The following is a 22,541-nucleotide window of genomic DNA, read 5'->3' on the forward strand; positions in this document are numbered from 1 at the left end:
CGGGCAGGCGATCCTTCGAGAAGCCACCACCCACTATCCGGCACAGCAGGCGTGTCCGGCTGTCGAACGAGGATCACCGACCACGTGGGCGATCTGCGAGACCGCAGGCCGCCCGCGAGGGCCCGAGGGGTGGCAGGCTGCCAGCCGTCACGGGCGACCGGCCCGGCGCGTCAGGGGGTCGTGCACATGTTCGGCATGAACAGCTATGGAGAGCTACCCGTTTCAGGGGGTTCACCCCGCAGCGCGCCGTCGACGGGACGCGCTGAGCCGGCCAGGCGGCATACGCCCTCGGTTGGTGCAGCTCAGGCCCCGGCGAGGTTCGGGTCCCGCCAGCGGCGCTCGAACGGCAGTCGCCAGGTGAACGGGGCGACGAGCTGGTGGATCTGGTTGGGGCCCCACGTGCCGGGGTCGTAGGGCCGCACGACGGGCGGGTTGTCGAGGAGCGGCTGGGAGATCTCCCAGAGGCGCTCGATGCCCTCGGCCGAGGTGAAGAGCGTGCGGTCACCGCGGGCGGCGTCGTAGATGAGCCGCTCGTAGGCCTCGAGCACCGCTCCGGCCCAGTCGGTCTCGCCCATGGAGAACTGCATCGACAGCTTGTCGAGCTTCATCCCCGGGCCGGGACGCTTGCCGTAGAACGACAGGGACATCCGCGACCGGTCGGCGAGGTCGAAGGTGAGGTGGTCGGGGCCGTTGTCCCCGACGCCCGAGCCCGCCGGGAACATCGAGCGCGGCGGCTCCTTGAACGCGATCGAGATGATGCGCGCACCCTCGGCCAGTCGCTTGCCGGTGCGCAGGTAGAACGGCACGCCGGCCCAGCGCCAGTTGTCCACGAAGCACTTGAGCGCGACGAACGTCTCGGTCTGGCTGTCGTGCCTGACGCCCGGGACGTCGCGGTAGCCGACGTACTGACCGCGCACGACGTCGTGCGGCTCGATCGGTGACATCGACCGGAAGACCTTGTTCTTCTCCTCGCTGATGGCCGCCGGCTCGAGCGCGGTCGGTGGCTCCATGGCCGTGAAGGCCAGGACCTGGAAGAGGTGGGTGACGACCATGTCGCGGTAGGCGCCGGTGCTCTCGTAGAAGTCGGCCCGCTGCGCCAGGCCGAGCGTCTCGGGCACGTCGATCTGGATGTGGTCGATGTGGTTGCGGTGCCAGATCGGCTCGAAGAGGCCGTTCGCGAAACGAAAGGCGAGGATGTTCTGCGCCGCTTCCTTGCCGAGGAAGTGGTCGATGCGGAAGATCTGCTCCTCGTCGAAGACCTCGTGCAGCTCGGCGTTGAGCGCTCGGGCGCTCGCGAGATCGGTGCCGAACGGCTTCTCCATGATGATCCGGCTGCGCTCGACCAGGCCGCCGGCGGCGAGCTGGCGCACGACCGTCAGCGCCGCCTTGGGCGGCACCGAGAGATAGTGCAGACGTCGCGCGCCCTCTCCGAGGATGGCCTCGGACTCGTCGACCGCAGCCCGAATCCCTTGCGGTCCAGCGCTGCCCGGCACCCAGTGGATGCGGTCGGCGAACTCGCGCAGGTCATCGTCGGTGACGGAGTGGCTCGAGTGCTCGCGGATGGAGGCGAACACGAGGTCGAGGAACTCGTCACGGCTCAGCTCGTCGAGCGACGTCGCGACGACCCGCAGGCCCTCGAGCAGCTGCGACTCGTGCAGGTGCAGCATGCCCGGGAGCAGCTTGCGCTTGGCGAGGTCTCCCGTGGCGCCGAAGAGGACGACCGTGGTGGCTGGCATGGGTCCAGAGTGGCCCAGATCGGGCGCCAGCGGGAGGTGCTTTCTCGCCGAACACCTGTGCCGGGAGGAGATGCAGCCCTAGGCTCAGAGCATGCTCATCATCGGCATGATCCTCTTCGGCATGCTCGTCGGCGCCGCAGCCCAGCTCCTCCTGGGCCGGGAGGGCAAGAGCATCGACTGGACGATGGCGATCGTCGCGGGCCTCGTCGGCTCGTTCGTCGGCGGCCTGCTCGCGAGCCTGCTCGCGGGTGACGGCATCCAGCTGCGTGCGAGTGGCATCATCGGCTCGATCGTCGGCGCCGTGATCGTCACGGGCGTGTGGCGCTGGAGCCGCACCCGCAGCGTGACGCGCTGAGACGTCGGGCGAGCGCCCCCAGCGTTCGAGCGGCCACCGCTGTCGCCGGCCTCACAGCGTCTCGACGCGCACGCGGCCCCGTGCGACCACCCACCGGTGGGTGAGGCGTATGCCGTCCAGCAGGCTCTCGTCGTGGCTGACCACGAGCACGGTCCCCCCGAAGGCCGCGACGGCGGCCTCGAGCTGCCCGATGGCGTCGACGTCGAGGTGGTTGGTCGGCTCGTCGAGGACGAGGACGTTGACCTCGCGGCCCTGGAAGAGCGCCATGAGGGCCCGGGTGCGCTCGCCCATCGACAGGCTCCGCGCGGGCCGTGACACGTGCTCGGACCCGAGCCCGAACTTCGCGAGCAGCGTGCGCACGTCGGCGACCGGCCACTCCCTGGACGTCTTCGGGTCGGGACCGAGCTCGCGCCGCACGACGTCCAGGACTGTCGCGTCGTCGTCGAGCAGGTGCCGGCGCTGGTCGATGACCCCGACGGCGACGCGGGTGCCGAGGGACTGACGCCCCGAGACGAGCGGCAGGTCACCGAGCAGGGCGCCCAGCAGCGTCGTCTTGCCCGAGCCGTTCTCGCCCACGACGGCGATGCGGTCGCCCCGACCGACGACGAGGTTGACCGGGCCGAGCCGGAAGCCGTGCCGTTCGACGACCGCGTCGGACAGGGTCGCCACGACGTCGGCGGAGGGGCGCCCTTCGGTGATGGCGTAGCGCAGCTGCCACTCCTTGCGCGGCTGCTCCACGGCGTCGAGCCGGTCGGCGGCCCGCTCGAGTCGGCCGCCCTTGGCGGCCTGACGGTCGGCCCGGGCCTTGTGCTTCTCGCGGATGTGCTTGTCCGGCTCCGTGCCGAGGGCGACGTTGCGCCGGCCCCTGTCGGCCCAGTCGTGACGTTGCCGGGACTGCGCGAGCAGCGAGTCGCGCTCGGCGGCATACCCCTCGTAGGCCTCCCACGCGTGCGCGCGGGCGAGCTTTCGTTGCTCGACGAACGAGCTCCAACCGCCGGCGTAGTGGCCGATGCGCTGCTGCTTGACGTCGAGCTCGACGACGCTCGTCGCCACCGCGTCGAGGAAGGTGCGGTCGTGGCTCGCGATGAGGATCGGTCCCTCGTGGGTCCGGACGAAGTCGGCCATGAGGGTGAGGCCCCGCGCGTCGAGGTCGTTGGTCGGCTCGTCGAGCAGGAGCACGTCGTACTGGCTGAGCAGAACGGCGACGAGGCAGGCCCGAGCGGCCTGCCCGCCGGAGAGGGTCCCGAGCGGACGGTCCGTGGCGACGTGCAGCCCCACCCGGACGGCCACCTCGGGCAGGCGTTCGTCGAGGTCGGCGGCGCCGAGGGCCAGCCAGCGCTCGAGCGCCGTGGCGTAACGGTCCTCGCTGCCCTCGTCACCGGCCGCGATGGCTGCGGACGCAGACTCGAGCTCGGCGTCCGCCGCGGTGACGCCGGTGCGCCGACGTGCATACGTCAACAGCGTCTCCGACGGGTCGGGCACGACCTGCGGGAGCCAGCCGATCGTCGCGTCGCGCGGGGCGAGGCGGATCGAGCCGGCCTCGACGGGCAGCTCGCCGACGATGGTGCGCATGAGCGTCGACTTGCCCGACCCGTTGGGGCCGACGACGGCCGTCACGTCGCCGTCGGCGAGCGTCAGGTCGAGGCCGGAGAAGAGGGTGCGCGCGCCGAAGGCGACGTCGAGGCCGGAGAGGGTGAGCGTGCAAGACATGAGAGGTCCTTGATGGTCGGCAGGGCCCCGCGGGTGACGTCGGACGATGGTCGACGGGTCAGCGGCGGGCGGGCTCGAGGCATCAAGAGATCCACACGGGAGCGACCTTAAGGGGCGTCCCCCGGGCGCGTCCACCACTTTCCGGCTCCCCCACGCCGGAAACCCCGCCGGGGCGGAGTTGTTGCGGTCGGCGGGTGTGCTTGGGGCGCCATAAGTCCGCCGGGGCGGAGTTGTTGAGGCCTGGAGGGGTGGTTCGGGCGACATAAGTCCGCCGGGGCGGAGTTGTTGAGGCCTGGAGGGGTGGTTCAGGCGCCATAAGTCCGCCGGGGCGGAGTTGTTGCGGTCGGTGGGAGGGGTGGGGCGCGGACGCGGCGGGACGGCATACGACCAAGGTCTGCTCTCGCACCCGACAGGGGCCGCCGACCCTGAGCACGGACCCTGACTCCGGTCAGGGTCGGGTGCGACCTTGCTAGGGGTCGGAATCAGGCTTGTGACGGATGTGCGACCCCGCCCGCCTTCGGGAGGGTGGAGCCCATGATCACAGTGGAGCGACTCACCAAGCGCTACGGCCCGTTCACGGCCGTCGACGACGTCTCGTTCGAGGTCAAGCCGGGCCTCGTCACCGGCTTCCTCGGACCCAACGGTGCCGGCAAGACGACCGCGATGCGCGTCATGGCCGGCCTCACCCCCGCCACCTCGGGGCGGGCCACGGTGCTCGGCAGGCCGTATGCCGCCCTGCCGAACCCGGGCCGCCACGTCGGCCTCCTGCTCGACGCGTCGGCGCAGCACGCCGGCCGCACCGGCCGCGAGGTGCTGACCCTCGGCGCGATCCTCATGGGAGTCGGCAAGCACCGCGTCGACGAGATGGTCGAGCTCGTCGGCCTGACGGAGAAGGAGGCGAACCGCCGGGTCCGCAACTACTCCCTCGGCATGCGCCAGCGCCTCGGCATCGCCCACGCCCTCCTCGGCGACCCCGAGGTCCTCGTCCTCGACGAGCCGGCCAACGGCCTGGACCCGGCCGGCATCCGCTGGATGCGCGACCTGCTGCGGGGCTACGCCAACGAGGGCGGCACGGTGCTGCTGTCCTCGCACCTGCTCAACGAGATCGAGCGCGTCGCCGACGAGATCATCGTCATCGGCCACGGCAAGATCGTCGCCCAGGGCACCAAGGACGAGCTGCTCGCCGGCGCCGGCACGTTCACCCGCTCCACCGACGACGACGCGCTCATGGCCGCGCTGGCCGAGCAGTCGATCGTCGCGCAGCGCACGCCGACCGGCGGCCTGCAGGTCGACGCCGAGCCGATCGCCGTCGGCCGCGTCGCCGTCGCCCACCAGATCGTCCTGACCGAGCTGCGCGGCGCCGACAGCCGGGGTCTCGAGGAGATGTTCCTCGACCTCACGGCCGACGCTGCCCGAGAGGAGGTGGCGGCATGACCGCGACCACGACCACCACCACACCCGCGACGCCCACCGCGCCCGTCTCCAAGAACGCCGAGTCGGCGCTCCCCACCCACGCCAAGGTCCCGAGCCGCATCGACGGCCCACGCCCCACCACCGGGGTGCCCTTCGGCCGCCTCGTCCACGTCGAGCTGCGCAAGATGCTCGACACCCGCGCCGGCCGCTGGCTGCTGATCGGCATCGGCGCGATCATCGCCATCGCCCTGACGATCATGTTCTTCAACGAGGGCGGCCAGCACGCCTTCGGTGAGTACCTCCAGGCCACGACGATGCCGATGGCGCTCATCCTGCCGGTCGTCGGCATCCTCGCCGTGACGTCGGAGTGGAGCCAGCGCACGGGCCTGGTCACCTTCGGGCTCGAGCCGCGCCGCATCCGCATCGCCTGGGCCAAGCTGCTGTCGGCGCTCCTCGTCGGCGTCTGCGCCTTCGCCCTCGCGCTCGTCCTCGCGGCCCTCGCGCACCAGGCCGCGATCACCTTCCGCGGCATCACCGGCGACTGGTCGACGGACGCGCTCGTGCTCCTCGGCGCCGGTGGCTACGTGCTGCTCGGCATCGCCCAGGGCGTCGGCTTCGGCATGCTCTTCAAGAACACGCCGGCCGCCGTCGTCGTCTTCTTCGTCCTGCCGACCGCGTGGTCGATCCTCGGCTCCATGGTCTCGTGGCTGCGCGACGCCGCCACGTGGCTCGACCTGAACCAGACGATGAACCCGCTCTTCCAGGGGTCGCTGACCAGCCAGCAGTGGGCGCACCTCGCCACGTCGGTCGCCCTCTGGGTCGTCGCGCCCCTCGCCGTCGGCATCTGGCGCCTCACCCGCGCCGAGGTGAAGTAGCCCACCCCCCCGGCTCCAACCGTCGAGAGGCCACGTGTGGTCGCCTCGCGCACGTCGAGAGGCCAATCCTCGCGACACGACGTGGCCTCTCGACTGACCGGACCCGGCCACACGTGGCCTTTCGACGGTCACCACGAACGAGAGGTGTGCCGTGTGCCCGACGGGGGCACACGGCATACCTCTTCGAGGCGGTGTCAGTGCGCGGCGTTCGTGTCCGTCTCGACGACGGGGTCGGTGACCACCTTGGCGTCGTCGGCGTCGCCGCCCGGGTTGGCGCCGCCGAGGCCGGCCCGGACGAGCTCCTCGATCTGCTTGCCGGTCTCGGCGTCGACCTGCTTCCAGTAGTCGAAGGCGCGCTCGAGCACCGGCGACTTCACGCCCCCGAGCAGGTGCCCGGCGACCGTCTCGGTGAAGGCCTCGCGCTGGGCGTCGTCCCACACCTCACGGACGAGCCGCCCGGCCTGGCCGAAGTCGTCGTCGTCCTCGCGCAGCGTGTAGGCCTGACGCACCATGGCGCCGTCGGTCTCCCAGCCCTCCTCGACCTCGCCGACGTGGTCGGCGTAGCCGCGGCCCTCGCTGTTCGGCGCGTAGACCGGGGCGTCGCCGCGGTGGTCGTACGCCATCGGCCCGTCCTGCGTGTACGTGTTGAGGTTCTCGACGCGGGGACGGTTGACCGGCAGCTGCAGGTAGTTCGGGCCGATGCGGTAGCGGTGCGTGTCGCTGTAGGCGAAGACGCGCCCGAGCAGCATCTTGTCCGGTGAGAAGCCGATGCCCGGGACGATCGCGGACGGCTCGAAGGCCGCCTGCTCGATCTGAGCGAAGAAGTTGTCGGGGTTGCGGTTCAGGGTCATCGTGCCGACCTTGATGAGCGGGTAGTCGCTGTGCGGCCACACCTTCGTCAGGTCGAAGGGGTTGAGGTGGTAGGTCTTCGCGTCCTCGTAGGGCATGGCCTGGATCGACAATGTCCAGCTCGGGAAGTCGCCCGCGTCGATGGCCTCGTAGAGGTCGCGCCGGTGGTGGTCGGCGTCCTGCCCGGCGATGCGGGTCGCCTCCTCGCCCGTCAGTCCCTCGACGCCCTGGTTGCTGTGGAAGTGGTACTTCACGAAAGTCTTGTCGCCCGCCGCGTTGATCCAGAGGTAGGTGTGGCTGCCATATCCGTTCATGTGGCGGAAGGTCTTGGGGATGCCGCGGTCGCCCATGAGGTAGGTGACCTGGTGCGCCGACTCGGGGTTGAGACTCCAGAAGTCCCACTGCATGTGGTTGTCGCGCAGGCCCGAGCCGCCGCGACGCTTCTGGCTGCGGATGAAGTGCGGGAACTTCATCGTGTCGCGGATGAAGAAGATGGGCGTGTTGTTGCCGACGAGGTCGTAGTTGCCCTCGGTCGTGTAGAACTTCAGCGCGAAGCCGCGCGGGTCGCGCCACGTGTCGGGGCTGCCCTGCTCGCCGGCGACCGTCGAGAAGCGCGCGAGCATCTCGGTCTTGACGCCCGGCTGGAAGAGCGCCGCCTTGGTGTATGCCGTCACGTCCTCCGTGGTCTCGAACGTGCCGAAGGCGCCCGAGCCCTTCGCGTGCACGTTGCGCTCGGGGATGCGCTCGCGGTTGAAGTGCGCCATCTGGTTGGTGAAGTGGTGGTCGTGCAACAGGATCGGGCCGTCCGGGCCGACGGTGAGCGAGTTGCGGTCGCTCGGTGCCGGTGCGCCCGTCTCGGTGTGGGAGCCGAGCTCGGCCTCCGTGCTCGGTGCCGTCTCGATCGACTCGCGTGACTGCGTGCTTTCGCTCATGTCTGCTCCTTCGACGTCGGAGTAAGGGCCATACCCACTTGACCGGGGGAGACCTAGAGTCGGCGCATGAGGCAGCATGTCGCTGGGAGTCGGGCGGTGGCGCTCGCCGTGCTGCTCGGCGTGGGTGCGGCCGCGGTCGCCGGGTGCACGAGCAGCGAATCGCAGGCCGCCGCGGAGACGGGCTGGTTCTCGCCGGGGCCTGCTCCGACACCGGAGGTGCCGCTGACGCCGATCGACCCCGGGCCACCGCCGGTCGTTACGGTCCCGGCGCCCGTGGCCGGTGAGGTGGCGCGCGTCGTCGTGACGAGGCAGGGCGCCGGCAAGGCCTTCCACAACGTGCCGGGGGTGCCGGTCGCCGCGGGCCGCACCTACACGGTCGAGGTGGCCTGCGCGGCCGGCCGCCCATCGACGGGCACGAGCTATGCCGTCTACGACGCGGCGCCCGGCACCTGGGGGCACGGCGAGCCGCTCTACTCCCAGCCCTTCCCGTGCGACGGTGCGGTCCAGCGGACGGTCCACCTCGGCCTGCCCCCAGGCAGGGTGCAGATCGACATCCGCGGCCTCCCCGGGGACGCCGTGACGGCATACGCCCTGATCCGGCCCGAGTGAGCGGGCGGCCGTCGGGCGCGGGGGTATCTCGGTCGTGGGGCGCGGCAGCGCGCCGATAGGCTGGCGCGCGTGATCGACATCAAGCTCGTGCGCGACGAACCCGACCGGGTCCGCGCCTCGCAACAGGCCCGTGGTGAGGACCCGGGGATCGTGGACGCGATCCTCGCTGCCGACGAGCGCCGTCGATCGTCCCTCGGCGAGTTCGAGAAGCTGCGCGCCGAGCAGAAGACCGTCAGCAAGTCGGTCGGCGCCGCGATGGGCGTCTTCCAGAAGGCCAAGAAGGCCGGAGCCCCCGACGCGGAGCACCTCGAGAAGGTGGCCCACGAGGCGCGTACGCACGCAGGCAGGCTGAGCGAGCAGGTCAAGTCGCTCGAGAGCGACGCCGACGAGGCCGGGGCCGAGCTCGAGCGCCTGCTGCGCCAGGTCGGCAACGTCATCATCGACGGCGTGCCCGTGGGTGGCGAGGACGACTACGTCGTGCTCGAGACCGTCGGCACGCCAAGGGATTTCGTGACGGAGGGCTTCGAGCCGCTCGACCACCTCGCGCTCGGCGAGAAGCTCGGCGCCATCGACATGGAGCGCGGCGCCAAGGTCGGCGGGGCCCGCTTCTACTACCTCACCGGTGTCGGCGCGCTGCTCGAGCTGGCCCTGCTCAACATGGCGATGGCCCAGGCCACCGCGGCCGGGTTCACGGCGATGATCACGCCGACGCTCGCGCGCCCGGAGATGATGGTCGGCGCCGGCTTCATGGACGCGCACGCCGAGGAGGTCTACCGCCTCGAGGCCGATGACCTCTACCTCACCGGCACCTCCGAGGTGGCGCTCGCCGGCTACCACGCCGACGAGATCATCGACCTGTCGGACGGTCCGAAGCGGTATGCCGGCTGGTCGGCCTGCTACCGCCGCGAGGCCGGGTCGCACGGCAAGGACACCCGCGGCATCATCCGCGTGCACCAGTTCCACAAGGTCGAGATGTTCAGCTACTGCCGTCCGGAGGACGCCGAGGCCGAGCACCAGCGCCTGCTCGCGTGGGAGCGCGAGATGCTCGCCAAGATCGAGGTGCCCTACCGCGTCATCGACACCGCGGCCGGTGACCTCGGCGGTCCAGCAGCGCGCAAGTTCGACTGCGAGGCCTGGGTGCCGACGCAGGGCAAGTACCGCGAGCTGAGCTCGACGTCGAACTGCACGACGTTCCAGGCGCGGCGACTCAACACGCGCGAGCGCGACCCGAACGGCTCGGGCACCCGCGCCGTCGCGACGCTCAACGGCACGCTGGGCACGACACGCTGGCTCGTCGCGATCCTCGAGAACCACCAGCAGCCCGACGGCTCGGTCGTGGTCCCGGCCGCGCTGCGCCCGTTCCTCGGTCTGGACGTCCTCAAGCCCCTCGCCTGACTGCGCCGACCGCCCCCCCGCCTGCCCCATCCCGATCGAAAGAGCAATCCGACCGGACGGATTGCTCTTTCGATCGGGTTTTCAGGGGGTGCGATCGGGTTTTCAGGGGGTGCGAGCGGGGGCGTAGGTGATGCCGAGCTGCCGGGCCACCTCGTCGAGCGCGCCCATGTTGGCCTCGACCGACTCGTGGTCGTGCAGGGGAGACGCGATCAGGCCGTCGCCGATGCAGCGGGCCGCCTCGAGCGCGGAGTGGTGGAGCGCGCCATGGCCGACCGGCTCGGGGTCGGTCCACGTGACCGACCGTGAGCCGTCGGCCGAGGTGACGACGACGTCCCCGGGCATGAAGAACGGTCCGGGCAGGGTCAACGTCGCCGCCGTGCCGGCGATGGTCGCCGACGTGGGCGTACGCGTGAGCAGCGTCGAGTGCAGCACGCTCGTCGCGTCGCCGGCATGGGTCAACAGCATGGCGGCCTGTCCGTTGACGCCCGTCGAGGCCATCTCGCCGGACGCCTGCACCCGCGTGGCCGGCCCGAGCACCCACGTGGCCAGCGTCGTCACGTAGGTGCCGAGGTCGAGGAGAGAGCCGCCCGCCATGGCCGGGTCGAGGATGCGGTGCGGCGGGTCGAAGCGCTCGCCGTGGTCGGCGAGGACGGTGCGCACGTCACCGAGCAGGCCCGCCCCCAGCACCTGGCGGACGACGTCGAAGCGCGGCAGGAAGAGCGTCCACATCGCCTCCATGCAGAAGACTCCGGCAGCCGCCGCCGCAGCCGAGACCTCCTGTGCCTCGGGGACATCGAGCCCGATGGGCTTCTCGACCAGGACGTGCTTGCCCGCCTGGATCGCGAGCAGGGCGCCCCGCCGGTGCAGGTGGTGCGGCGTCGCGACGTAGACGACGTCGACGCCTGGATCCTCGACGAGGTCGGAAGCCCGACGGAATGCTCTCTCGATCGAGAAGGTGGAGGCGAACGCATCGGCCGAGGCCTGGGTCCGCGACCCGACGGCCACGACCCGCTGGGTCGTCGAGGCCTGCAACGACGCGACGAAGCGCGAGGCGATCCACCCGGTCCCGAGCACGCCCCAGCGCAGGCTCGGCACGGACGAGGGCGACGGACGGCGCGGCGCGGGGAGGGCGTCGGGCAGCGAAAGGGTCGACACGGCATACCTTCTCGGTGGTCGGGCGCCGTGACGAAGCCGGCGCGGTCAGCGCTCGTCGAGCATGACCTCGATGGAGTAGTCCTGGGCGCGGTAGCAGTGGTCGCCGTACTCGACCGGACCACCGATGGCGTCGAATGCCGTGCGTGACATCGTCAGGACCGGCTGGGACGGGGTGATGGCGAGGTGCTTGCGCTCGACGGCCGACGGCTGGCGGGCGCCGATGCGCTGGTGCGCGACGACGGGTTTGCCCCCGCGGGCGCGGAGCAGAGCGTAGAGGCCGTCGCGCTCGAGGTCCTCCCGGCTGATGTCGGAGTAGGCCGGTGGCAGCCAGTTGCGCAGGATCGCGAGCGGCCGGTCACCGTCGAAGCGCAGCCGGACGAGCCTGAGCAGCGGGGTGTCGACGGGCAGGCCGAGTGCCGTCGCCGCGACCTCGTCGGTCGTCACCTCGTGGGTCAGCACCACGGTGCGAGGGTCCCCCGATCCCTCGCGCCGCAGGTCGTCGTAGAGGCTCGTCAGCTCGGCGCGCCGGTGGATCTGGCGCCCCGCGACCGTCGTGCCCAGACCGCGCCGCCGGAGCAGCAGACCCTGTCCGACGAGCTCCTGGATGGCCCGCCGCACCGTCGGCCGCGAGAGGCCCAGCCGGTCGGCCATGGCGACCTCGTTCTCGAAGGCGTCGCCCGGCTGGAGCTGCCCGCTCGCGATCGCCGCACTCAGCTGCTCGGCCAGCTGGTGGTAGAGCGGGACCGGCGTCTCGCGGTCGATGCGGACGTCAACGGGGTTGGACATGTCCGCACACTAGCGAGGGCGCACGAACCTGCACAGATGTGTTCATGTCAGCACACCTTCGTGTCATCACCTCGGGCTCTTGACGACGAGCACCGGCACGTCGACGTCGAGGAGGATGTGCTGCGTCACGCTGCCGAGGAGCGCCTTGCCGACGGGGGAGCGGCGGCGGGCGCCGATGACGAGGAGGTCGGGTGCGATCTCCGCGATCTTGCCGATGATGGCGGACGCGACGTCGCCCACCCCCGGTTTGCTCGCGACGAGGTGCAGGTCCCACGTGACCTCCTTGAGCGAGTCGTCATCGGCGAGCGCCTTCTCGATGGCGTCGGAGATGCCGGCCCGGTTGGCCTCGGCGATGTCCTGGTCCAGGGAGTCGACGACGTGGATGACGTCCAGCCGGACCCCGCGGAAGGCGGCCTCGCGGGCGCCCTCCCACAGCGCCCGCGCGGCGGACGCCGACACCTGATGTGCGACAGCGACGCTCATGACCGCTTCCCCCCGTTCACGACTTCTGCAGCTCGTGCGACAGTTCGGCGAGCTCGTCACCGCCGGCCATCTGCCGGGTGAGCTCGTCGAGGCTCACGTCGCCGCGCTTCTTGTCGAGCACGGCCTCGCCGAGCTTGAGGATGACGAAGTGGTTGCCGACGAGGTAGGCGTGGTGCGGGTTGTGCGTGATGAAGACGACGCCGAGGCCGGCGTCCCGAGCTGCCGCGGTGTACTTCAGCACCACACCGGACTGCTTGACGCCGAGGGCCGCGGTGGGCTCGTCGAGGATGAGCACCCGGGCGCCGAAGTAGACGGCGCGGGCGATCGCGACGCACTGGCGCTGGCCGCCGGAGAGCGTGCCGATGGGCTGGTTGATGTCCTTGACGACGATGCCCATCTTGCGCAGCTCCTCGTCGGCGATGCGCTTCATCTCGTTGATCTTCATCGGTGCCAAGGGGCCACGCCTGCTGACCATCTCGGACCCGAGGAAGAAGTTGCGCCACACCTCCATGAGCGAGACGACGGCGAGGTCCTGGTAGACGGTCGCGATGCCGTGCGCGAGGGAGTCGCGCGGCGAGGAGAACGAGACCTCCTTGCCGTCGACCTTCATCGTGCCCTCGTTGTGCGCGTGCAGGCCGGCGATGATCTTGATCAGGGTCGACTTGCCCGCGCCGTTGTCCCCGAGGACGCAGGTGACCTCCCCGGCGTTGACGGTCAGGTTGATGCCCTTGAGCGCCCGGATCGCCCCGTAGGTCTTGCCGATGTTGATCATCTCGACGAGCGGCTCGCCCTTGTACAGTCCCGGATCGGCGTGGTCGTGAAGGGTGTCGGTCATGTCAGCCCACCTTTCGGGCGGTCGAGAGCTTCTTGACGTAGAGGTTGACCATGACGGCGAGCAGGAGCATGACGCCGAGGAAGGCCTTGAACCAGTTCGGGTCCCAACCGGCATACACGATGCACAGGCTGGTCATGCCGAAGATGAAGGCGCCGATGGCCACGCCGATGGCGTTGCCGTAGCCGCCGGTGAGCATCGTGCCGCCGACGACCGCCGCGATGATGTAGAGGAACTCGTTGCCCACGCCGTTGCCGGCCTGGAGCGTGTTGTAGTTGTAGAGGTAGTGCATGCCGGCGAACCAGGCCAGGAAGGCCACGGTCATGAAGAGGCCGACCTTCACGCGGGTGACGGGGACACCGACCGCGCGTGCCGAGTCGGCGTTGCCGCCGACGGCGAAGATCCAGTTCCCGGTCTTCGTGCGCTGCAGGATGAAGGCGGAGAGCGCTACGAAGAGGAACCACCAGACGACGGTGATCGACAACGAGACCGATCCGATCTGCCACTCGTGGGCGAAGATCCAGGTGAGGGTGTCGTAGCCGGCCATCTGGTTGATGTTGGGGCTGGACACCGATCCGGTGACGAGCTTGGTCACGCCGAGGTTGGCGCCCTGCAGGACGAAGAAGGTGCCCAGGGTGATCAGGAAGCTCGGGATCCCGGTTCTCATGACCAGGTAGCCGTTGAGGAACCCGATCGCCAGGCACAGCACCAGCGACAGGATGGCGCCGACCCACAGGTTGATCCCGAGCTGGTAGCAGAACATCGCGTTGACGAGCCCGGCAGTGGTGACGAGCACGCCGGCGGACAGGTCGAACTCGCCGCCGATCATCAGCATGCCGACCCCGACGGCCACGATGCCGATGGTCGAGGACTGGTAGAGGACGGTGAAGAACGATGCCGGGGTGCGGAAGGCCGGCGCGACGATGAGGAAGAAGATGAAGATGACGATCGCCGCGACGAGGGCGCCGATCTCGGGTCGGGCCAGCAGTCGGTTCGACCAGCCCAGGGTGACTCGGTTGGATGCCTCGGCAGGGGCCGAGGGCGAGGGATCGGTTTTGACGGGGGTGCTACTCATGACAGCTCCAGTGCTGTTTCGGCGGGGGCCGGGCTGCCCAGACAGACGTGGACGGGCCCGACCCCCTGGAGGCGGTTAGCGAGTGTTCTGCTTGATGAACGGGAGGACCTGGGCGATGTTCGTCTTGTCGACGAAGGAGGGGCCGGTCAGCACGGCCTGGCCGCCACCGAGGACGTTGCCGTTCTTCTTGAAGAGGTAGAGCTGCGTGATGGCCATGTAGCCCTGCAGGTAGGGCTGCTGGTCGATGAACCACTGGATCTTGCCGTCCTGGACCGCTTGGGCCGCATCGGGGTTGGTGTCGAACGTGCCGACCTTCACGTCCGACCGCCCGGCTGTTTGGGCGGCCTTGACCGTGTCGAGGGCCTGCGGCGCACCGAGGGTGATGACCCAGTTGATCGTCTTGTCCTGGGTCAGCTTGGCCTGGATGGCGCTGGTGACGGCAGCGTCGTCGGCGCCGTTGACCTGCAGGTTCTCCGTGTTCGGGAAGGCCGCCTTGACGCCCGCGCAGCGGTCCTCGAGGGCGACCGACCCGCTCTGCTGGATGGTGCAGAGGATCTTGGTGGCGCCGGCGGCGGCGGCCCGCTTGCCTCCCTCCTGCCCGGCCAGCTTCTCGTTGGAGGCGAAGTGCGTCAGGGCCCCCGCCTGCTGGAAGAAGTCGATGCCCGAGTTGAAGGTGTCGACCGGGATGCCGGCCGCCTCGGCCTTCTTGATCGTGGGGATGAGCGCGTCCGGGGTGACCAGGGTCGTGGCGATGCCGTCGACCTTGGAGTCGATGGCGTTCTGGATCAGCACCGCCTGCTTGGCGGCGTCCGGGTCCGAGGAGTACTTCAAGGTGGAGCCGGTGTCCTTGGCGGCCTGCTGGGCCCCCGCCTTGATGCGATCCCAGAACGTGTCACCCGGCGTCTCGTGGGTGATCATGGCGAAGGTGTAGCCGCTGTTGCCGCCGCCACCTCCGCCCCCACCCGTCGAGGTGGTGCTGGGCGCACCGCCGCTGCTGCAGGCGGCGAGGGTGAAGCTGGCCGCGGTGACCACGGCGGCGGCGACGGTCAAACTCTTGCGAGTCCGAGTCGGAGTCATCGTTGATTCCTTTCGTTGCGTCGCGGTGGCCGGTCGCCGGATTGCGCGACGTGCTGTGACGGCAGATCCCGTCGGTCAAGGGGTGCGGCCCCGGGCCCGGCGCGCCGGTGGCGCGGTGGGCGGAGAGCCGTGGAGCGTCGGCCTGGCTCCTGCGTCGCGGCAGACCTCGCGGTGGAGGTCTGCTGGTCCCGGCGTCGATGCCAGCGATTCGAGGATCCCCCGCGCTCATCGTCGTGTCAAGAGATTGAGCAAACATCAGAATGTCCTAACATTTGCTTGACACGACGTGGCCCCTGGCACGACGATCGTTGTCGGAAGGCCGACGGCGCCCCCGCGCACGTCGACCGGACCCAACCGGACCCCGCGGCGACCAACCCACCCGATCGCCGCCCACCGCGATCACCCAAGGGAGTGTGCACATGCGCATCGGACTGGCCGGAGTCGGCCGCATCGGGGCATTTCACGCCGAAACCCTCCGCGACCTCTCGGACGTCGACGAGGTCGTCGTGGCCGACCTGGACACCGACGCGGCTCGCGCCGTCGCCGACAAGCTCGAGGTCGGGTATGCCGCGTCGCCCGCCGAGCTGCTCGCCTCCGGCGTCGACGGCTTCGTCATCACGACGGCGACGCCGGGCCACGCGCCCCTCATCCGCCTCGGCCTCGAGGCCGGCGTGCCGACCTTCTGCGAGAAGCCGGTCGCCGCGACGCTCGAGGAGACGCTCGACCTCGCCGAACTCGTGTCACGGACCTCCACGCCCGTCCACGTCGGTTTCCAGCGGCGTTTCGACCGCGGCTACCAGCGCGCCCGGCAGGCGGTGGCGGGTGGCGAGCTCGGCTTCCTGCACAGCATCCGCGCCCAGACGCACGACCAGGCGCCACCCCACGCCGCCTACATCCCGACGAGCGGCGGCCTCTTCCGCGACTGCTCGATCCACGACTTCGACATCATCCGCTTCGTCACCGGCCGCGAGGTCGCCTCGGTCTACGCCACCGGCGCCAACAAGGGCGCGGCGTTCTTCACCGAGGCCGGCGACGTCGACACCGCCGCCGCCGTCCTGACGCTCGACGACGGCACGCTCGTGTCGCTCTCCGCCACCCGCTACAACGGCGCCGGCCACGACGTGCGCATGGAGGTCCTCGGCAGCGAGGGCACGATCGGTGTCGGCTACGACGACTCGCTCGCCGTCACCTCCGTCGAGCCCGGAGCGACCTTCCCGTCCGGCCCGCGCCACTGGTCGTTCATGGAGCGCTTCCTGCCGGCCTACCGCGCCGAGCTGACAGCTTTCGCCGCCGTCGCCCGCGGCTCGCTCGCCTCGCCGTGCACGGTCCACGACGCCCTCCAGGCCTTCCGCGTCGCCGAGGCCTGCGAGCTGTCGCGCCGCGAGAACCGCCCCGTCGCCCTCACCGAGATCCCCGGCCTGTGAAGGAGGTTGCCGCGATGAGCGCCCCCACCACGACACCCGGCGACCCGGCATACGACACCGCGTACGACGTCGTTGCGATCGGACGCACCGGCGTCGACATCTACCCGCTCCAGCACGGCGTCGGGCTCGAGAAGGTCGAGACCTTCCAGAAGTTCCTCGGCGGCAGCGCGACCAACGTCAGCGTCGCTGCGGCCCGGCACGGGCACCGGGTCGCCCTCATCACCCGCACCGGGCAGGACGCCTTCGGTCGCTACATCCACGAGGCCCTCCAGGGCTTCGGGGTCGACGACGCCTTCGTCTCCGCCGTCGCGGGTCCGCCGACGCCGGTCACCTTCTGCGAGGTGTTCCCACCGGACGACTTCCCGCTCTACTTCTACCGCTACCCGATCGCGCCCGACCTCATCATCGAGGCCGACGAGCTGCCGCTCGGCGCCATCCGTGACGCAGGCGTCTTCTGGGCGACGGTCACGGGACTCTCGCAGGAGCCGAGCCGCTCGGCGCACTTCCGGGCCTGGGAGACCCGTGGCCGCCGCACCCACACGGTGCTCGACCTCGACTACCGCCCGATGTTCTGGACCGACCCGGCCGAGGCGAGCGAGCAGGTCGGGCGCGCGCTGGGGCACGTGACCGTGGCCGTCGGCAACCGCGAGGAGTGCGAGGTCGCCGTCGGTGAGACCGACCCCCAACGGGCCGCCGACGCGCTGCTCGAGCGCGGCGTCGAGCTCGCCGTCGTCAAGCAGGGCCCCAAGGGGGTGCTCGCCGCGACCCGCGACGAGCGCGTCGAGGTGCCGCCGTTCCCCGTCGACGTCGTCAACGGCCTCGGCGCCGGCGACGCGTTCGGCGGCGCCCTGTGCCACGGCCTGCTCGAGGGATGGGACCTGCGGCGCGTCCTCGAGTTCGCCAACGTCGCGGGTGCGATCGTCGCGAGCAAGCTCGAGTGCTCCACCGCGATGCCGACCTCTGCCGAGGTCGAGGAGCGCCTGGCCACCCGTGACCGGCCCGCTGCCCCGTTCGCCACCGTCGCCGAGGAGGCACGATGACCACCACGCCCGTCAGCCCGGCCGTCAGCTCGGCCGTCAGCCCGGCCGCCAGCCCGAAGGTCGCGGTCGCCGACCTGACCGAGATCCGCGTCCGCGAGCCCGGCCGCATCGCCGCCGCCTGGGCCGCCCGGCAGCGCCGCCCGCTCGTGCGCGAGGACGGCCGGATGCTGATCGTGGCCGCCGACCACCCGGCCCGCGGGGCCCTCGGGGTCCGTGGCGCCGGCACGGCGATGGCGAGCCGGAGCGACCTGCTCGACCGCCTCGTCACCGCTCTCGAGCGTCCCGGCGTCGACGGCGTGCTCGGCACGCCCGACATCCTCGACGACCTGCTCCTGCTCGGCGCCCTCGACGGCAAGGTGGCCATCGGCTCGATGAACCGCGGTGGCCTGCAGGGCGCCAGCTTCGAGCTCGACGACCGCTTCACCGCCTACACCGCCGCGGAGATCGCGGCGCGCGGCATCGACGGCGGCAAGATGCTGACGCGCATCTGCCTCGACGACCCGGGCACGGTGGCCACGCTCGAGGCGAGCGCACGGGCCGTCACCGAGCTCGCCGAGCACCAGGTCATGGCGATGGTCGAGCCGTTCCTCTCGACGCGCGAGGGCGGTCGGGTCGTCAACCAGCTCGACCCGGACTCGACGATCAAGTCGGTCCACATTGCCGCCGGGCTCGGCGCGTCGAGCGCCTACACGTGGCTCAAGCTGCCCGTCGTCGACGACCTCGACCGGGTCATGGACGCGACGACGCTGCCGACGCTGCTCCTCGGCGGTGACCCGCAGGGCGACCCGCAGGACACGTATGCGTCGTGGGGGCACGCGCTCGACCTTCCCGCCGTGCGCGGTCTCGTCGTCGGTCGCGCCCTGCTCTTCCCGCCCGGCGGCGACGTCGCCGCGGCCGTCGACATCGCCGCCGGCCTCGTCCACGGGTCCGTCAACGGGTCGGTCAACGGGAACGGGGTCGGCGCGTGAGTGACAACGAGCGCTGGGTGCGTCCGCTCGGGAGCGCCGGCACGGCCGAGTGGTCCGTCGCGATCGACGACACCGTCGACGGGTGGGCGCACACGCGGTTGTATGCCGTGGACCTCGCTCCCGGACAGAGCCGCACCGTCGTCGCGGGCGAGTGGGAGCACGTCGTCGTGCCGCTCGCCGGATCCGTGTCCGTCACGGCCGTCGACGCGGACGGCGAGAAGCACGAGGCGCACCTGGCCGGGCGGGAGTCCGTCTTCGCCGGCCCGACCGACGTCGCCTATGCCTCCCGGGACTGCGAGCTGACGGTGACCGCCGTGGGCGGCCCCGCCAGGGTCGCGATCTGCGGCGCCCGCGCGGCGGAGCGGCACACGCCGCCGTTCCGCCACGTGGGCGCTGCGGACGTGCCCGTCGAGCTGCGCGGTGCGGGGGTCGCGTCACGGGAGGTCCGCAACTTCGGCATCCCGGGCGTGCTCGACGCCGACTCGATCATCGCCTGCGAGGTGATCACGCCGGGTGGCAACTGGAGCTCCTACCCGCCGCACAAGCACGACGAGGAGCGCCCGGGCGTCGAGACCGAGCTCGAGGAGATCTACTACTTCGAGGTCGAATCAACCGAGCGAAGCGAGCTTGATTCGACCTTGGAGGGGCAGCCCGCCGAAGGCGGTCCTGGCTTGGGCTATGTGCGTGTCTACGGCACCGACGACCGTCCGATCGACGTGCTCGCCGAGGTCCGGTCCGGCGACGTCGTCCTCGTGCCGCACGGCTGGCACGGGCCGGCGATGGCGGCGCCCGGCTACGACCTCTACTACCTCAACGTCATGGCCGGCCCCGGAGCGGAGCGCGCCTGGCTCATCTGCGACGACCCCGCCCACGGGTGGGTCCGCGACACGTGGTCCGACCAGCCGGTCGACCCCCGACTTCCCCTTGGAGGTGCTCGATGACGAGCGACACCCAGGCGGCCACGACCGTGCGCCTCACGGTGGCCCAGGCCGTGGTCCGCTTCCTCGCCAACCAGTGGAGCGAGCGTGACGGGGAGCGGCAGAAGCTCTTCGCCGGTTGCTTCGGCATCTTCGGCCACGGCAACGTCGCCGGGATCGGTCAGGCGCTGCTCCAGAACGAGCTGGCCGACGGCCGGGAGCGCGTGCCCTACGTCCTGGCCCGCAACGAGCAGGCGATGGTCCACACCTCCGTCGCCTACGCCCGCCAGAAGGACCGCCTGCAGACGTGGGCGTGCACGGCCTCGGTCGGTCCCGGCTCGACGAACATGCTGACCGGCGCGGCGCTTGCGACGATCAACCGGATCCCCGTGCTGCTGCTGCCGTCCGGCACCTTCGCGACCCGCGTCAGCGCTCCGGTGCTCCAGGAGCTCGAGCTGCCGTATGCCGCCGACGTGACGGTCAACGACGCCTTCCGTCCGCTGTCGAAGTTCTTCGACCGGGTCAGCCGTCCCGAGCAGCTGCCGTCGGCTCTCCTCGGCGCCATGCGGGTGCTCACCGATCCGGTCGAGACCGGCGCCGTGACGATCGCCCTGCCGCAGGATGTCCAGGCGGAGGCCCACGACTGGCCGGTCGGGCTCTTCGCGCCGCGCACGTGGCGGGTCGCCCGCCCAGTGCCCGAGGCCGTCGACGTCGCGGACGCCGCGGCCGTCATCCGCTCGGCGAAGCGGCCGCTCGTCGTCGCCGGTGGTGGCGTGCACTACTCGGGGGCCGAGGAGGCGCTCCGCGCGTTCTGCGAGGCCACCGGCATCCCCGTCGGGGAGTCGCAGGCCGGCAAGGGCTCGCTGCCGCACGGTCACCCGCAGGAGATGGGTGCGATCGGCTCCACCGGCACGACCGCCGCCAACGCGCTCGCGGCCGAGGCCGACGTCGTCATCGGCATCGGCACGCGGTGGAGCGACTTCACCACGGCGTCGCGGACTGCTTTCCAGGACAACGGGGCCCGTTTCGTCAACATCAACGTCGCCCGCTTCGACGCGGGCAAGCACTCGGGCCTGTCGGTGGTCGCCGACGCGCGAGAGGCGCTGACGGCTCTCACGACGGCATTGCAGGGGTATGCCGTCGACGACGCCTACCGTGACCGTCAGGCGGCGCTGTGGGCCGAGTGGGACGCAGCCGTGGAGGGGGCCTTCCACCCGGCCGCCGAGGTGACCGACCGCCTCGCCGAGGGGCTGCTGACCCAGGGCCAGGTGCTCGGCGCCGTCAACGAGCTGAGCGACCCGCGCGACGTCGTGCTCTGCGCGGCCGGGTCGATGCCCGGCGACATCCACAAGCTGTGGCGGGTCCGGGACCGCAAGGCCTACCACGTGGAGTACGGCTACTCCTGCATGGGCTACGAGGTGCCGGCGTCGATCGGCATCCGCCTCGCCGACGAGTCACGCGACGTCTTCGCCATGGTCGGTGACGGCGGCTACCTCATGATGCCGACCGAGCTCGTCACCGCCGTGCAGGAGCGGGTCAAGGTGATCGTCGTGCTCGTGCAGAACCACGGCTTCCACTCGATCGGCTCGCTGTCGGAGTCGTTGGGGTCGCAGCGCTTCGGCACGAGCTACCGGTTCCGGGGGGAGTCGTCCGGCCGTCTCGACGGTGACGTGCTGCCCGTCGACCTCGCGGCGAACGCGCGCTCCCTCGGGGCGCACGTCATCGAGGTGCACTCGCTGGACGAGCTGCACCAGGCGATCAAGGAGGCCAAGGCCTGGCCGACCGACGGCGGACCCGTCGTCATCCACGTCGAGACCGACCCGCTCGTCCACGCGCCCGACAGCGCGTCGTGGTGGGACGTGCCGGTCTCGGCGGTCAGCGAGCTCGACACGACGCAGACGGCATACGGCGAGTACGTCCACCACAAGGCCACCCAGCGCCCGCTCCTCACCCCCGGCCGCCCGAACACCAGCCCGACAAGCCCGGAGTCCTCGTCATGAAGCTCGCCCTCGACCCGTACATGTTCCGTGAGACGCCACTGCTCGAGCTGCCCTCTCTCGTCGCTGATCTCGGCTACGAGTGGATCGAGCTGTCGCCGCGCGACGACTTCATCCCGTTCTTCAACCACCCACGCGTCGACGACGCCGGCGTCGCCGCCTTCCGCACGGCGTTGCGCTCGGCGGGTGTCGGGGTGTCGTCGGTACTGCCGCTCTTCAGGTGGAGCGGTCCCGACGAGGAGGACCGCAAGGCGGCGGTGCGCTACTGGACGCGCGCCATCCAGATCGCCTCGCTGCTCGGCGTCGACACGATGAACTCCGAGTTCAACGGCAACCCGCGCGAGGCGGCGACCTGCGAGCGGATGTTCTGGCAGTCGATGGAGGAGCTGCTGCCCGTCTTCGAGAAGGAGGGGATCCGGCTCGTGCTCGAGCCGCACCCCGACGACTGGGAGGAGGACGGCAAGCGCGCGGTCGACATCATCAAGGGGATCAACAGCCCCAACGTCAGCTTCCTCTACTGCGCTCCGCACACCTTCCACCAGGGCAACGACTGCGACGGGATCCTCGACAAGGCAGGCGATCTCGTGACGATGGTCCACGTCGCCGACGCCTACGACCACACCGCGTCGTCGGGGCTGCGCTACATCGTCAACCCGCCCGGCTCTCAGGTCACGGTGCACCAGCACCTCGACATCGGACAGGGCGAGGTCGACTTCGGCCAGTTCTTCGCCGGCCTCGAGCGCATCGGCTTCGACGGCATCGTCACCTCGTGCGTCTTCGCCTGGGAGGACCGGGCGCGTGAGTCGAGCACCTACATGCGCGACACCATCCGCTCCTACCTCGACAAGTGGGCCACCGCTCCCACGCTCGTCTCCCCGAACCGCCGCTGAGCCCACCCCGGCCAAGCACACGG

At 70.7% G+C, this 22,541-nt stretch carries 20 protein-coding genes; 11 read left to right on the forward strand and 9 right to left on the reverse strand.

Annotated elements, in window-relative coordinates; translation table 11 throughout:
• Positions 1-302 precede the first annotated feature (302 nt).
• Positions 303-1,736 (reverse strand): glucose-6-phosphate dehydrogenase, encoded by a 1,434-nt coding sequence (gene zwf, locus AB4030_RS08215; RefSeq protein WP_442278720.1) that lies wholly within the window; start codon positions 1,734-1,736, stop codon positions 303-305.
• A 91-nt stretch (positions 1,737-1,827) separates the two neighbouring features.
• Here zwf and AB4030_RS08220 point away from each other — a divergent pair, with 91 nt between their 5' ends.
• Positions 1,828-2,091 (forward strand): GlsB/YeaQ/YmgE family stress response membrane protein, encoded by a 264-nt coding sequence (locus AB4030_RS08220; RefSeq protein ID WP_442278721.1) that lies wholly within the window; start codon positions 1,828-1,830, stop codon positions 2,089-2,091.
• A gap of 51 nt (positions 2,092-2,142) precedes the next feature.
• Here the strand turns inward: AB4030_RS08220 and AB4030_RS08225 are convergent, their stop codons facing one another.
• The gene (locus AB4030_RS08225; RefSeq protein WP_442278722.1) at positions 2,143-3,801 is read right to left on the reverse strand and encodes an ABC-F family ATP-binding cassette domain-containing protein; all 1,659 of its coding nucleotides are present in this window, start codon (positions 3,799-3,801) and stop codon (positions 2,143-2,145) included.
• Positions 3,802-4,335: 534 nt separating this feature from the next.
• Between AB4030_RS08225 and AB4030_RS08230 the strand changes: the two genes are divergently transcribed.
• Positions 4,336-5,235 (forward strand): ABC transporter ATP-binding protein, encoded by a 900-nt coding sequence (locus AB4030_RS08230; RefSeq protein ID WP_442278723.1) that lies wholly within the window; start codon positions 4,336-4,338, stop codon positions 5,233-5,235.
• Complete coding sequence (locus AB4030_RS08235) at positions 5,232-6,089, forward strand: ABC transporter permease (RefSeq protein WP_442278724.1); 858 nt, start codon at positions 5,232-5,234, stop codon at positions 6,087-6,089. Before AB4030_RS08230 ends, AB4030_RS08235 begins: the two co-directional genes overlap by 4 nt.
• Positions 6,090-6,283: 194 nt before the next feature.
• Here the strand turns inward: AB4030_RS08235 and AB4030_RS08240 are convergent, their stop codons facing one another.
• The gene (locus tag AB4030_RS08240) at positions 6,284-7,870 is read right to left on the reverse strand and encodes a catalase (RefSeq protein WP_442278725.1); all 1,587 of its coding nucleotides are present in this window, start codon (positions 7,868-7,870) and stop codon (positions 6,284-6,286) included.
• Positions 7,871-7,936: 66 nt separating this feature from the next.
• On the opposite strand from AB4030_RS08240, the gene AB4030_RS08245 reads away from it, so the two are divergent.
• Both AB4030_RS08245 and serS read left to right on the forward strand, forming a co-directional pair.
• Complete coding sequence (locus AB4030_RS08245) at positions 7,937-8,479, forward strand: hypothetical protein (RefSeq protein ID WP_442278726.1); 543 nt, start codon at positions 7,937-7,939, stop codon at positions 8,477-8,479.
• Positions 8,480-8,548: 69 nt separating this feature from the next.
• Positions 8,549-9,874 carry a serine--tRNA ligase gene (serS, locus tag AB4030_RS08250; protein ID WP_442278727.1) on the forward strand — a complete coding sequence of 442 codons (1,326 nt, stop codon included), beginning with the start codon at positions 8,549-8,551 and terminating at the stop codon, positions 9,872-9,874.
• Positions 9,875-9,976: 102 nt separating this feature from the next.
• On the opposite strand, the gene AB4030_RS08255 is transcribed toward serS, so the two are convergent.
• The 6 genes from AB4030_RS08255 to AB4030_RS08280 all read right to left on the reverse strand — a co-directional run bounded on the left by AB4030_RS08255 (position 9,977) and on the right by AB4030_RS08280 (position 15,282).
• Positions 9,977-11,029 (reverse strand): Gfo/Idh/MocA family protein, encoded by a 1,053-nt coding sequence (locus AB4030_RS08255; protein WP_442278728.1) that lies wholly within the window; start codon positions 11,027-11,029, stop codon positions 9,977-9,979.
• 45 nt (positions 11,030-11,074) lie between these two features.
• A complete protein-coding gene (locus AB4030_RS08260; RefSeq protein WP_442278729.1) occupies positions 11,075-11,815 on the reverse strand; it encodes a GntR family transcriptional regulator in 741 nt (246 codons plus the stop codon).
• A 66-nt stretch (positions 11,816-11,881) separates the two neighbouring features.
• Positions 11,882-12,298 carry a universal stress protein gene (locus tag AB4030_RS08265; protein ID WP_442278730.1) on the reverse strand — a complete coding sequence of 139 codons (417 nt, stop codon included), beginning with the start codon at positions 12,296-12,298 and terminating at the stop codon, positions 11,882-11,884.
• A gap of 16 nt (positions 12,299-12,314) precedes the next feature.
• Complete coding sequence (locus AB4030_RS08270) at positions 12,315-13,133, reverse strand: ATP-binding cassette domain-containing protein (RefSeq protein ID WP_442278731.1); 819 nt, start codon at positions 13,131-13,133, stop codon at positions 12,315-12,317.
• Between the two features lies 1 nt (position 13,134).
• Positions 13,135-14,205, reverse strand: a complete 1,071-nt coding sequence (locus AB4030_RS08275; protein ID WP_442278732.1) for an ABC transporter permease — start codon at positions 14,203-14,205, stop codon at positions 13,135-13,137.
• 75 nt (positions 14,206-14,280) lie between these two features.
• On the reverse strand, positions 14,281-15,282 hold the full coding sequence (locus tag AB4030_RS08280) for a substrate-binding domain-containing protein (RefSeq protein ID WP_442278733.1): 1,002 nt from the start codon (positions 15,280-15,282) through the stop codon (positions 14,281-14,283).
• A 419-nt stretch (positions 15,283-15,701) separates the two neighbouring features.
• On the opposite strand from AB4030_RS08280, the gene AB4030_RS08285 reads away from it, so the two are divergent.
• Genes AB4030_RS08285 through AB4030_RS08310 form a run of 6 tightly spaced genes read left to right on the forward strand, consistent with a single transcriptional unit; the run spans position 15,702 to position 22,518 of the window.
• Entirely contained in the window at positions 15,702-16,706 is a 1,005-nt protein-coding gene (locus AB4030_RS08285) for a Gfo/Idh/MocA family protein (protein ID WP_442278734.1), read from the forward strand.
• A 14-nt stretch (positions 16,707-16,720) separates the two neighbouring features.
• Entirely contained in the window at positions 16,721-17,746 is a 1,026-nt protein-coding gene (iolC, locus tag AB4030_RS08290) for a 5-dehydro-2-deoxygluconokinase (RefSeq protein WP_442278735.1), read from the forward strand.
• The gene (locus AB4030_RS08295; protein WP_442278736.1) at positions 17,743-18,714 is read left to right on the forward strand and encodes a Cgl0159 family (beta/alpha)8-fold protein; all 972 of its coding nucleotides are present in this window, start codon (positions 17,743-17,745) and stop codon (positions 18,712-18,714) included. Before iolC ends, AB4030_RS08295 begins: the two co-directional genes overlap by 4 nt.
• Positions 18,711-19,655: a 5-deoxy-glucuronate isomerase gene (gene iolB / locus AB4030_RS08300; protein ID WP_442278737.1), complete on the forward strand. Its 945-nt coding sequence runs from the start codon at positions 18,711-18,713 to the stop codon at positions 19,653-19,655. Before AB4030_RS08295 ends, iolB begins: the two co-directional genes overlap by 4 nt.
• Entirely contained in the window at positions 19,652-21,631 is a 1,980-nt protein-coding gene (gene iolD / locus AB4030_RS08305) for a 3D-(3,5/4)-trihydroxycyclohexane-1,2-dione acylhydrolase (decyclizing) (protein WP_442278738.1), read from the forward strand. Before iolB ends, iolD begins: the two co-directional genes overlap by 4 nt.
• A complete protein-coding gene (locus AB4030_RS08310) occupies positions 21,628-22,518 on the forward strand; it encodes a sugar phosphate isomerase/epimerase family protein (protein ID WP_442278739.1) in 891 nt (296 codons plus the stop codon). The genes iolD and AB4030_RS08310 overlap by 4 nt, the downstream gene beginning before the upstream one ends.
• Positions 22,519-22,541: the final 23 nt, after the last annotated feature.

This window comes from Terrabacter sp. 2YAF2 (assembly GCF_052114705.1).
Taxonomy (GTDB): Bacteria; Actinomycetota; Actinomycetes; order Actinomycetales; family Dermatophilaceae; genus Terrabacter.